The 12,998-nt window shown below is 58.2% G+C and carries 9 protein-coding genes; all 9 read left to right on the top strand.

The window, feature by feature from the left end:
* The first annotated feature begins 4 nt into the window (after positions 1–4).
* Positions 5–1,297, top strand: coding sequence for an FAD-binding oxidoreductase (locus tag Q1A00_RS00450; protein WP_298404279.1), 1,293 nt, complete (start codon positions 5–7; stop codon positions 1,295–1,297).
* Between the two features lie 235 nt (positions 1,298–1,532).
* Positions 1,533–4,154, top strand: a complete 2,622-nt coding sequence (locus tag Q1A00_RS00445; RefSeq protein WP_298404277.1) for an FAD-binding oxidoreductase — start codon at positions 1,533–1,535, stop codon at positions 4,152–4,154.
* 23 nt (positions 4,155–4,177) lie between these two features.
* On the top strand, positions 4,178–5,581 hold the full coding sequence (locus Q1A00_RS00440) for a heterodisulfide reductase-related iron-sulfur binding cluster (RefSeq protein ID WP_298483058.1): 1,404 nt from the start codon (positions 4,178–4,180) through the stop codon (positions 5,579–5,581).
* 386 nt (positions 5,582–5,967) lie between these two features.
* Entirely contained in the window at positions 5,968–9,078 is a 3,111-nt protein-coding gene (locus tag Q1A00_RS00435) for a TAT-variant-translocated molybdopterin oxidoreductase (RefSeq protein WP_299754737.1), read from the top strand.
* Positions 9,079–9,128: 50 nt separating this feature from the next.
* Positions 9,129–9,734 (top strand): cytochrome c, encoded by a 606-nt coding sequence (locus Q1A00_RS00430; protein WP_298404269.1) that lies wholly within the window; start codon positions 9,129–9,131, stop codon positions 9,732–9,734.
* A 24-nt stretch (positions 9,735–9,758) separates the two neighbouring features.
* Complete coding sequence (locus tag Q1A00_RS00425; protein ID WP_298404267.1) at positions 9,759–10,421, top strand: cytochrome c3 family protein; 663 nt, start codon at positions 9,759–9,761, stop codon at positions 10,419–10,421.
* 13 nt (positions 10,422–10,434) lie between these two features.
* Positions 10,435–10,839 (top strand): hypothetical protein, encoded by a 405-nt coding sequence (locus Q1A00_RS00420; RefSeq protein WP_298404265.1) that lies wholly within the window; start codon positions 10,435–10,437, stop codon positions 10,837–10,839.
* A 32-nt stretch (positions 10,840–10,871) separates the two neighbouring features.
* Positions 10,872–11,711 carry an SCO family protein gene (locus Q1A00_RS00415; protein ID WP_298483054.1) on the top strand — a complete coding sequence of 280 codons (840 nt, stop codon included), beginning with the start codon at positions 10,872–10,874 and terminating at the stop codon, positions 11,709–11,711.
* Between the two features lie 45 nt (positions 11,712–11,756).
* Positions 11,757–12,998: cytochrome c oxidase subunit II (gene coxB, locus Q1A00_RS00410; protein ID WP_299754732.1), on the top strand; the 1,242-nt coding region annotated here is incomplete at its 3' end.

The following is a 12,998-nucleotide window of genomic DNA, read 5'->3' as shown; positions in this document are numbered from 1 at the left end:
GCCCATGAACCTCACACTGTTGCGCGCCGATCTCATAGCAATAAGCGGTGAGCAGTACGTCCGTGAACATCCTGTCGATCGCCGCATCTACGGCCAAACGCCATTGTTGGCGATTGCTCCCGGTTCACTCGAAGAGATGGCCCAGACGGTGGCCCGTCTCGCTGCCGAACCAATGGCGATTGTACCGTGGGGCGGTGGTACCCAGCAGACGTGGGGCCGTCCGCCGGCTCGCCCGTTTGTGATTGTAGAGACCAGTCGCCTAAACCGTATTCTCGACTATACCCCTGACGACCTGACTATTTCGGTCGAGGCTGGTATGACCTTGGGCGCACTGAGCGCCGCTTTGGCTGCCAATGGCCAGATGTTGCCGCTCGATTGCCCGTTGCCGGCGCAGGCAACGATTGGTGGCTTGCTCGCCACCGCAATGGATGGCCCACGCCGGTTGGGGTATGGCTCGGCTCGCGACTTGCTGATCGGCATTCGCGTCGTTGAAGCGACTGGGCGCGTCTCGAAAGCTGGCGGGATGGTGGTCAAGAACGTCAGCGGCTTCGATATGATGAAGCTCTATCTCGGCAGCTTCGGTACGCTGGCAATCATTGCGTCAGCCAATTTCAAGCTGATTCCGCAGCCACGGGCTGCAGCTAGCATCCTCTGCCGCGCCGCGACTCCGGCCCCGCTGTGGAAATTGGTCAATGCGATTGCTGCGAGCCAACTGGTGTCGGTGGCCGTTGAGTATCTTGAGGGGGTTGATCTCGCTGGTGCGCCGTGTGCGGTGGCGGTGCGCAGCGAGGGCTTGCCAGCGGCGGTTGAGCGCCATGTGCGCGATGTCACTGCGTTTGCTCGGCAAGCCGGCGTTAGCGCCGAATCGCTGCGCGACGCCGCCCATGAACAGCTTTGGAACGCGATCAATGATGTACCGCAGACGGCAACGCTCGCCGCTGATGAGCTGGTAGTGCGTGTGACCTGCCTGCCTGCCGATCTGAGCAATATACTGGCAGCGGCGCGCGCGGCTGCCCAGCGCGCCAATCTGCCGATGCAAGGTACGGCGCGCGCACTGAACGGTGTGGCCTATCTGCGTGTGCGCGGCCCGGCGGAAGCGTTGCGTGAGTGGCACGCTGCCCTGCTCAAAGCCGCGCCCCAGACGATGTTGCTCGCCGCGCCGCTGGCATTGATCGCCGAGCTGCCGGCTTTCGGCACGCACATCGCTAACCTTGATCTGATGCGCCGAATCAAGCAGGAGTTCGATCCCGCCGATCTGCTCAATCCGGGCCGGTTTGTGGTTGATCAAGCAGGATAGATGTAACAACCCGGCTCAAGCTCTCGCCCACGCAACGGATCGGGCTGATCCCGTCCTTCTAGGTTGGGCACCCGAGCACGTACACAACGTATCGCACATTCAGCCTGCGTCAGCGGGCTGCATAAGGATAGCCCGGCCCTTTAGGGCCGAACACCCGGCCCGACGATGGCAAACCGAGGGGCAAGACTGTAGCATAGAGGCACAAACGCTGAGCATATCATAAGGAGTATCTATAGTGTCTGTTGCTGTACCGGCAACCTTGATCGATGATCTCCGCGCTGCGCTGGGGGCTGATGCCGTTGTTACTGCCCCCGAAGCGCTGCTGACGTATGACTCCGATGGCAGTATGCTGGTCTCGCATCCGCCGGACGTGGTAGTGCTGCCGGCCACCGCCGAGCAGGCGGCCGAGGCGGTGCGGTTGGCTGCCCGCGCTGGCATGCCGATCGTGGCCCGTGGCGCTGGCACCGGGATTGCCGGCGGCGCAGTGCCGCTGCGTGGCGGCGTGATGATCAGCACTGCGCGTATGGATAAAACTCTGTCGGTCGATCTGCGTTCGCGCTTGGCAGTGGTGCAACCCGGTGTGGTCAACTCTGAACTCAATGCCTATCTCGCTCCTCGTGGCTACCAGTTCGCGCCTGATCCCTCTTCCCAACGGGCCAGCACCATCGGCGGCAATATCGCTACCAACGCTGGCGGCCCCCATTGCCTCAAATATGGCGTGACCAGCAATCATGTGTTAGCGGTCGAGGTGGTTGATCATACCGGCCAACGTTACTGGACGGGCGATGGCGTGCTTGATCCGGTTGGCTATGACTTGACTGGTCTCATTGCTGGGAGCGAAGGCACGCTAGGGGTGGTGACGGCGGCTATTGTGCGCCTGACACCACTGCCTGAATCGGTGCGAGTGGTGTTGGCGCTTTTCCCGTCGGTGGTGGCGGCGGCGGCGGCAGTGAGCGCTGTGATTGCTGCCGGTTCGCTGCCGACCTCGCTCGAATTGATGGATCACAACGCGATCCGGGCCGTCAATCAGGCGTATGAACTGGGTCTGCCCGAAACGACCGGTACGACCGCGCTGATTATCGAAGTTGATGGTGTCAATGATGGCCTTGACGATCAGCTCGATCAGATTATCGCCATCTGCCGCGCGCACGGCGCCTTTGATCTGCGCCCGGCCCGCGATCCGGCAACACAGGCCCGGGTCTGGACAGCGCGGAAGTCGGTAGCCGGCGCGATTGGTCGCCTTGCCCCGGCGTACTATCTGGTTGATACGGTAGTGCCGCGCACCAAATTACCGCTAATGATGGAGCAGGTCGAGCGGTTGCGCGCCGAGTACCGGCTAGAGGTGTGCAATGTCGCCCATGCCGGTGATGGTAATTTGCACCCGCTCGTGCTCTACGATCCGCGTGACCCTGATCAGCGCCGGCGGGCGCATGATCTGGCAGCAAGTGTGCTTGAACTGAGCATTGAACATGGCGGTGTGGTGAGCGGTGAGCACGGCATCGGGTTGGAAAAGTGCGAGTATCTGCCGCGCTTCTTCTCACCGGCTGAGTTGCAGTTGCACGCTACGATTCATCAGGTCTTCAATCCAACCGGCTGTTTTAACCCGGCCAAGATCTTTCCCGCTGACACGACCCCCGCCGAGTTGGCTGCTGCGCGCGCTGCCCGCTTGCAACAGCATGATCCAGCCCGCGCTGCCGCTGCGCCGGCTCCCGGTGCGTTTGTCGCCCCGGACACGCCGGCTGATGCTGCCGAGTTGCTCAATGCTTGCCATCACGCTGGCGTGGCAGTGATTCCGACCGGCGGCGCGACGGCTTGTGCGCCGGATGCAGTAACGGTCTCAACCTTGCGCTGGCACGGGCCACTGCTCTACGAGCCAGACGATCTGACGATCAAGGTGGCCGCCGGTACCTCGTTGGCCGAGTTGCAGGCATTGCTAGCGCCGCATAACCAGATGCTTCCGCTTGATATTGCTGATCCGCAGCGCAGCATCGGCAGTCTGGCGGCGATGGCGACCGATGGCCCGCGCCGTTTGGGTTACGGTTCGTTCCGTGATTGGGTGCTGGCGCTCGATGTGCTCGAACCCGATGGCGAACTGGTGCGGCTCGGCGCACAGGTGGTCAAGAATGTCACTGGCTATGATTTGGTGAAACTCTACGTTGGCAGCGCCGGTACCCTTGGCCTGATCACTGCGGTAGCGCTTAAGGTCTTTCCTCAGCCGCCAGATAGCGCGACCCTGCTTGCGCAGATGCCCGATTCGGCGACGGCATGCGCTCTGCTCGACGCGCTGGCCGCCTCGCGGTTGTTACCCACAGCGGTCGAATATCTGGCCGATAGCAATGGTGTGGTGGTGGCGATGCGGGCCGAAGGCCATCCGGCGGCGGTCGAGCGCCATCTGCGCGAAGCGGCGGCGCTGGCTCAGCAGCGCGGCGGCGCAGTGTCGGTTGTCCGCACTGCCGATGAGGCCGCGTTCTGGCGGCAGACCGTCACTCGCTATGCGCCGGTTGCCGATCTGGCGTTGCTGCGGCTGAGCGTCTGGCCGGCCCGTTTTGCTGCGGCTATTCAGACCATCGAGCAGGCTGCTCAACGCCAGCGGGTGGCGGTTGCCGTCACCGCTCATGCGCTCAACGGCATCATCTACCTTCAAGTGACCGGCGATCCAGCGCAAGTGGCTGCCTATCACACCGAGTTAGTCGTTGCATTTCCGCATACTCGCTTGCTCGTCGCCCCACCTGCGCTCACCCCGCCGGCGCCGGTGTGGGGCCAGCCGCCGGCGGCGCTTGACCGTATGCGTGCGCTCAAAGTTGCGATTGACCCCTATCACCGGATGCATCCGGGCGCATTTTGGTTTGCTGATTAGTGTTCATCAGAGGAGAAACACCTGTGACAGTGACTCAACCTTCGTCGCCTGCATCGCAGCCGGTCATTCCGCTGATGATCGGCTTTAGCGCAAAAGATAAACCCAGCTCTGACATTATCAACACCTGCGTTCACTGTGGGTTATGCCTCTCGTCGTGCCCGACCTACCGCGAGACCGGCCTTGAGATGGCTTCACCGCGTGGCCGGATCTATTTGATGAAGGCGGTAGATGAAGGTCGGATCAGCCTCGCCAGCGAGGTCTTTCAAGAGCAGATGAGCCTCTGTCTTAACTGTCGGGCGTGCGAAGCGGTGTGCCCGTCGGGGGTGCAGTACGGCGCGATCCTTGAAGCGAGCCGGGCTCAAATTGAGCAAGCCCGCGCTGGCAAGGCCGGCCCGCCGGCGACTCCCGGGGCGCCGGAGCCGAAGTTGCCGCCGCGTCCGCTCTGGCAACGCGCGTTGCGTGGCGCCGTCTTTGGGGTGCTGTTTAAGCGGATGGAGGTCTTCCGCCTCTTTTCAGCGATGATGCGCCTCTACCAGCGCAGCGGCGCGCAGTGGCTGGCGCGCAAGAGCGGTCTCCTCAAGCTGCTTGGGTTAGCCGACACTGAGGCAATGTTGCCCCCGATCAGCGACCACTTCAGCGTCCCGCAGGGACAGATATTGCCTGCTGAAGGCGAACGGCGTTACAGCGTCGCTCTACTCACCGGCTGTATTATGAGTACCGCCTTCGCTCACGTTCACGAGGCGACAATTCGTGTATTACGCAAGAACGGTTGTGAGGTAATCGTCCCACCCGATCAAGGTTGCTGCGGTGCGCTGCATACCCACGGCGGCGATCTCGATGGCGGGCGCGAGTTGGCCCGGCGTAATATTGCCGCGTTTGAAGGTTTGGGAGTAGATGCCATTATTGTCAATGCCGCCGGTTGCGGCAGCACCCTCAAAGAGTACGGCCATCTCTTGCACGACGATCCGGCGTGGCGCGAGCGGGCAGAACGGTTCAGCGCGAAGGTGAAGGATGTGCATGAATTTCTCGCTGGCATCGACTTCAACCGTGCAGCGTTGGGTCGGCTCGATCTCACCGTTACCTACCAAGAGCCATGCCACCTCGTGCATGCCCAACGAATTAGTGCCCAACCGCGTGCGCTGCTCACGGCTATCCCCGGCCTCACGCTGAAAGAGATGCCTGAGTCGTCGTTGTGTTGCGGCAGTGCCGGTATTTACAATGTCACCCAGCCTGACATGGCGATGAGCCTTGGCGCACGTAAAATCGACAATGCGCTGACAACTGGAGCTGAAATTATTGCGACGGCCAACCCCGGCTGCGCCCTCCAACTGGCTGGCGAGCTGCGTCGGCGTGGTAAGAAGGTGCAGGTGCGATATATTATCGAATTGCTCGATGAAGCGTATCGAAAATCTGCAACGACTGCCTAACAATCTGAGCAAGTGATTTCTAACAGTCCTGTGCAGCCATGCGAGAGTTGCACAGGGCTTGTTCATGTTGCGAAGATAGTTCAACGTATGTTATTATAATTGCACCAATTGGCACAAATATCGCGTCAGTACTGTAATACCGCTACCAAATCTCATCACACAGCAGAAAACAGGATAGGTGACAATCTTAGTAAAGCGGTCTAGGATCGAGTGCGACCACACTTGTCAAGCCTAGCCGATGTGACAGCGTGATGTAACAGGAACCGAACGCACAGTGTTGATCAATCCACGGCTTCTGCTATAATGTGGCAGCGATATAATGTGCTTAAATTCACAAGTTTGTGTGCGGATGAAGGATTCGCCCCATATCTAGTCTGGCCACGCCAATGAGTGAGATCAATCTTCACCCTGCTGCGTCCGAAATCGAGGCCGTGCGCGCTCAACTGCAACAGGCGCGCGGCAAACAGTTCTGGCGTTCGCTCGACCAATTGGTCGACACGCCTGCGTTCCGTGAGCTAGTCGCGCGTGAATTTCCGCAAGGTGCGAGCGAGCTAGCTGATCCGGTTTCACGCCGCACCTTCCTCAAGCTGATGGGGGCATCGCTGGCGCTTGCCGGTTTGTCGGGTTGTACCTTTGCAATGAGGCAGCCGCAAGAAAAGGTTGCCCCATTTGCCCGCGCACCACGCGATCAGATGCCGGGCATTCCTAACTATTACGCGACCGCTGTGACGCTTGATGGGTTTGCCCTTGGTGTGACGGTGAAGAGCCGGGAAGGACGTCCGATCAAGATCGAGGGTAATCCGGTCCATCCGGCCAGCCTTGGCGCAACCGATGCTTTTGCGCAGGCAGAACTGCTCGCCCTGTACGATCCCGATCGGCCTGAGACAGTGCGTCGGAGTGGCTTGCTGAGTACGTGGCAAAGCTTCGTCACCGCCATTACCGAGACCTTGCAGGTGCAGCGCGCCTTGCAAGGTCAAGGGATGCGGTTGTTGACGCCGACCATTACCTCGCCGACATTGCGAGCCCAGATTGCTGAATTGCTGACGAATTTCCCGGCGGCGCGTTGGGTGCAACACGATCCGGTTGGTCGTAGCAATACCTATGCCGGCACTGGGTTGGCCTTCGGCAAGCCATACGAACCGCGCTACAACTTTGCCGAGGCCGAGGTTGTCTTGGCGCTCGATGCCGACGTTGTCAGCGAGGGGCCGGGGCGTGTGCGCTACGCTCGCGATCTGATGCAGCGCCGCCGTGTTCGCGCCAATACCGAGGCGATGAGTCGGTTGTACGTTGCCGAGCCGGTCTTTTCGCCCACTGGCGCAATTGCCGATCACCGGCTGGCGGTGAAGGCAAGCCTGATCGGCCAATTGGCCGCTGCGGTTGCGAATGAGTTAGGTGTTTCGGCAGTTGCTCCGCCGACCGGTCTTAGCGAAGCACAGCAGAAGTGGGCTACGGTGGTCGCTGCCGATCTGCGTCGTGCCGGCAATCGAGCGGTCGTTGTGGTTGGTGAAGAACAACCGCCGGTGGTACATGCGATTGCGCATGCGATTAATGTGCAGCTTGGCGCTGTCGGCACGACGGTTGAGTATACCGATCCGGTCGCCCAGCCGTCCGATCCGCAGGATCTCGCGACATTAGTGAACGATTTGCGCGCCGGTAGCGTTGAGTTACTGGTGATCATTGATAGCAATCCAGCCTTTACTGCGCCGGCCGATCTTGGTTTTGCCGAGGCGATGCGGCTGGCCAAGCAGATCGTTGTGCTCAATCCTTACGAAGATGAGACAGCGGCGATGGCGACGTGGTTCATTCCGCTAGCTCATTCGCTCGAGTCGTGGTCGGACGCGCGTAGCTATGACGGCACGGCGAGTATCGTTCAACCGCTGATTATGCCGCTCTACGGTTCGCGCACTGCTCACGAGTTGTTGGCGTTATTGAACGGTTCTGTCGGAACGACTGACTATGATATTGTCCGTAACTACTGGCAGCAGCAGACCGGCCTTGAAGGGGTTGCATTCGATGATTTCTTCAAGCGGGCGCTTAGCACCGGCGTCATTGCCGATTCGCGGTTTGAAGCGCTGTCGGTTGAGTTGGTGCCTGACTTGTCTTTGCAAGCCCCAGCGCCAGCGAGCGAGCTTGAGTTGAATTTCCGTCCTGATCCGGCGATCTGGGATGGTCGCTTCGCAAATAATGGCTGGTTGCAAGAGCTGCCGCGGCCAATGACCAAGCTCACGTGGGATAATGCCGCATTAGTTAGCCCGCGCACTGCCATTCGTTTGTTGCGTCTTCCCTTCGATCCGGCAAATCTCGCTGCCCCCGGTCGCGCGCGTGAGCAGGCGCTCGAGCGTCTCATTCGCGAGAACGGACGGATGATAGATGTGACCACACCGGTCGGCACGCTTCGGCTGCCGATCTGGATTGTGCCCGGCCACGCTGATGATACCATTACCGTAACCCTCGGCTATGGTCGTACTCACGGTGGGCGGGTTGCTAAAGGAGCCGGTTTCAACGTCTACCGCTTGCGGCAGAGTGATAGTCCGTGGTTCGTGACTAACGTCAGCGTGAGCGCAACTCAAGAACGTTATCAATTGGTCAGCACGCAAGATCACTGGACGCTGGAAGGGCGTGATGTAGTGCGGGTTGGTGAGTTTGCCCGCTTTAAGCAAGATCCGAAGTACATTGCCAAAGAGGTCTACACCGAGAAATACGGTTCACCCGAACAAAAACCAAAATACCAATCGCTCTTGCCCGGTTTTGATTACAGCACCGGCAACCAGTGGGGCATGGTGATCGATCTCTCGGCGTGCATTGGCTGTAACGCCTGTGTCGTGGCTTGCCAAGCTGAAAACAATATCCCGATTGTTGGCAAGCAGGAAGTGGCCCGTGGTCGCGAAATGCACTGGATTCGGATTGATCGCTACTACGCTGGCGCAGACCTCGATAATCCAGAAGCCTACATGATGCCAATGACCTGTGCCCACTGCGAGCAAGCGCCGTGCGAATTGGTCTGCCCAGTTGCAGCGACGGTGCATGACGCCGAAGGCATCAACAATATGGTCTATAACCGCTGTGTCGGTACCAAGTACTGCTCGAACAACTGCCCCTTCAAGGTACGCCGGTTTAACTTCTTGCAGTACAGCGATCTCACCAGCGAGAGCTTAAAACTGATGCGCAACCCTGACGTGACGGTGCGGAACCGTGGCGTGATGGAGAAGTGCAGCTTCTGCGTACAACGGATCAGCGCGGCGCGGATTAAGGCCAAAGTTGAGGGTAATCGCCCAATTCGCGATGGCGAGGTCACCACCGCTTGCCAGCAGGTCTGCCCGACCGAAGCGATCATCTTTGGCGATATTAACGATCCAAACAGCCGGGTGGCCCAGATTAAGCAGCAGCCGCATAACTATACCGTCTTCGATGAGCTAAATCTCAAACCGCGCACGAGTTATCTAGCGCGAGTACGGAATCCTGATCAGGCGCTTGATGGCAGTGGTCACGCCGGGTAGAAGTAGGCTGGCCGAAGCAACTGGCCAATGGTAGAAATGAGTTATCGCCTATGATGCACGCTATCCGTAGATCGTTCTTTACCCGAGTAGCGCGGCTCGCGTGGTTGCCGCTCTGTTTGCTGCTGGTCGCTTGTCACGTTGATATGTACGATCAGCCAAAGTATAAGCCGAACGCGGTCAGCAACTTCTTCCCAGACGGACGAGCAATGCAGCCGCCGCCAGCCAATACGGTGCCGATGAACAGCTATAACCCTGAATCGCCGTTGATGACTGGGCGGATCGAGGGGCAATTGGCCGATCAATTGCCGCCAGAGATCAAGCTTGACGCGGCGCTGCTTGCACATGGCCAGTCGCGCTACAACGCCTTCTGCGCGCCATGCCACGGATTGGTTGGCGATGGTAAGGGGGTTATCGCGTATCGTGGCCCAATGACAGTCACAAGTTTGCATAGCGATCGGTTGCGGACAGTACAGGTTGGCTACTTCTTTGACGTCATCACGAACGGGATTGGCAAAATGTATAGCTATGCGTCACGTATTCCACCCGAAGATCGCTGGGCAATTGCCGCGTATGTGCGCGCCTTGCAATTGAGCCAGAATGCCGATATTGCCTTATTGACCGAGGCTGAGTTGCAGCAAGTCAGAGCCGGCCGCTAGGCTAGAGAGCGAGAGACGCAACCTATGTCTGCCCAAATCTTTCCGCGTAATGCCAACGCGATCTTTCTGGCCAGCCTCTTTGGCCTTGTGATGCTGGTGATCGGCATCATTGCCGCCATGGTCGGGTTTTACCTTTCGCCGTGGTACACTGATGTTGGTGTTGCTAAAGCCCAGCCAGTTCCCTTTAGCCACAAGCACCACGTCAGCGAGTTGAAGATCGATTGCCGCTATTGCCATGCGACGGTTGAGAAGGCGGCACACGCCGGTTTTCCGGCCACCGAAACCTGTATGTCGTGCCACTCGCAAGTTTGGACGAACAGCCCGTTGCTAGAGGTGGTGCGCACCAGTTATCAGACCGGCGAGCCGGTCGTGTGGAACCGGATTTACGATCTGCCCGATTTTGTTTACTTCAACCATTCGGTGCATGTGGCTAAAGGTATCGGCTGTAGCTCGTGCCATGGCCGGATTGACCAGCAACAGTTGGCTGCCAAAGCCCAACCGCTCTATATGGGATGGTGCTTAGGTTGCCATCGTGCGCCGGAAGATCACATTCGCCCGCGCGAAGAGGTTTTCAATATGGAGTGGGATGTGAATGCGTTGTCACTGGCCCAACGGCAGCAACTGGTAATTGAGTACCAAATTCCCACTGATGGCCGGTTGACCAACTGTTTCGTGTGCCACCGCTAGAGGGGAGTTGAACATGAGTCACGCTCATGCGCACAGTGAAGGTCCTTCTGCTGAGAGTTTGGCCCTCAATCACGAAATAAGCGACGCGCGTTCGCAACCGGTGATTTGGGGCGTGGTGATGGTGTTTGGCGTTCTGATCCTTGCCTTCGTCTTTATGGGGGGCTTGTTGGCTATCACCGCAGGATCAATTACCGATGCGAGCAATACTCTTTCTGATAGCGAAGTGACCCAATTACAATTGCCGCCGGCGCCACGGCTTGAGCAAAATCCACGGGTTGACGGTGATCGGATCATTGCTGAAGCGACTGCGCGACTCGAAAGTTATGGCTGGGTGAATGAGCAGGCCGAACGGGCTCATATTCCGATCGAGCGTGCAATGGAACTGTTGCTCGAACATGGGTTAGATGCGGTGAAATAGCTTACAGTCATTACGAGATCGAGAGCAGGTATATGAGAGGTTGGATTGCTCTGACGGTGATCGGTTGGTTGGCAGCCTTCTTGCTTACGCCGGTAGTGGCGTTGGCACAAGGTACTAAGCCCAATCCGACTGATGGCGTTGCCTTCGAGCAGCGCATGGGCGAGCAGGTGCCGCTCGATGCTATCTTCATAGACGAGCAAGGGGTTGAGGTGCGGCTTGGTCAATTCTTTGCTGCTGGTCAGCCGGTCATTCTCGTCATGAGTTACTACGAGTGCCCCATGCTCTGCTCGTTTGTGCGCGAAGGAGTGCTGGCTGCGCTACAACAAGTCCCCCTCACAGCGGGACGTGATTTTCAGGTAGTCAATATCAGCATCGATCCGCTCGAGACGCCAATGATGGCAGCAGGCGTTAAGACATTGACCGTCCAGCGCTATGCTCGTGCCGGCAGTGAAAATGGTTGGCATTTTCTCACTGGTAGCGAAGAACAGATTCGGCGAGTGGCTGATGCGATTGGGTTCAAGTATTTCTACGACGAGACGATCAAGCAGTATGCGCACGCTGCCGGTATGGTGGTATTGACGCCAGCAGGAAAAACTGCGCGGTACTTTTTTGGGATCGAGTTTAATGTGTCTGATGTCCGGCTCGGTATTGTCGAGGCATCAGCCGGCAAGGTGGGCAATCCAATCGATCAGATATTGCTCCTCTGCTATCAGTATAATCCGATCACCGGCAAATATACGCCGACCATTATGACCATTGTGCGAATCGCCGGTATTCTGACCGTCATCGGGATTGTTACGCTAATCGTAGTGTTAAGCCGTTCGACTCCTGGCGGCAATCTGCCGCCGCCGCGTGAAGCGGCGCCGGCCTAGTGGTAGGAGCGACCGGGGCCGCTGTGCCCCCAGATAGGAAGAGGTATGCGCGATTTTCCGTTATTTCCCGATCAGGCGTCAACCTTTGCATCGCAGGTTGACCAACTCTACTTCTTTCTGGTGGCCCTAAGCCTGATCTTCGCTGGGGTGTTGCCGTTCGTTATTCTCTACCTGATCGTTCGCTATCATCGGAGCCAGAAGGTTGATCGCAGCAATCCGGTTGACTCTAACCTGAAACTTGAGCTGACGTGGACATTGATTCCACTGGCTTTAGTCATGCTAGTCTTCTTCTGGGGCGCATTTTTGTACGTGCAGATGCGCACATCGCCTGCGCGCACGCTTGATATCTATGTGATCGGCAAGCAGTGGATGTGGCACGTACAGCATCCGAATGGCAAGCGCGAAAATAACGAATTGCACGTCCCGATTGGTCAGCCGGTGAAGTTGATCATGACATCACAAGATGTCATTCACAGCTTCTACATCCCAGCGTTTCGGGTGAAGCAAGATGTCTTGCCCGGTCGCTACACAGTGATGTGGTTTGAAGCAACGAAACCCGGCGAATATCATCTCTTCTGTGCCGAGTATTGCGGTACCGAGCATTCACTGATGATAGGGCGGGTTGTTGCGTTGCCATTGGCCGATTATGAGCGCTGGTTGGCTACTCCCGGTCTTGTCGTGTTACCCGATGGCACCATAGACACCGGTAAACCGGTTGTGGCGCCGGCCTCGTCAGGTGATCCGATGGCAGCCGCTGGTGGCCAGCTCTTCGCTAGTCTTGGGTGTGTCAGTTGTCATCCGGCTGGCGGCGGTGTAGGCCCAAGCTTGCACGGCCTGTTCGGTACAACTCGGCCGTTAGCTGATGGTTCGACGGTTGCGGTTGATGAAAATTACCTGCGCGAGTCGATCCTTAATCCGACGGCTAAAGTTGCGGCTGGCTACGGGCCGGTAATGCCTTCGTATGATGGACAGGTAAGTAATGATCAACTAAACCAGTTAGTTGCCTATATTAAGTCGCTTGGTGATGGGCAGTCCACCTCCGCCGCACCAACGTCAAGTAGTACAACGACAACCGACGGATCATCATCGGGAAGTTCGGCAACAAATGACGGGTCGGTAGTGAGGGATCTAGCGTCATCGGCTGGCGGTCAGCTCTTCGCTAGTCTTGGGTGTATGAGTTGTCACCCGGCTGGTGGTGGCGTAGGCCCGGATCTGCACGGTCTGTATGGTATGACCAGACCGTTAGCTGATGGCTCAACGGTTGCGGCTGATGAGGAATATCTGCGC

The sequence above is a fragment of the uncultured Chloroflexus sp. genome (assembly GCF_938091255.1).
GTDB lineage: Bacteria > Chloroflexota > Chloroflexia > Chloroflexales > Chloroflexaceae > Chloroflexus.
The sequence above is the reverse complement of the archived record's forward strand: the minus strand, read 5'-3'. Positions and strand labels throughout refer to the sequence as shown.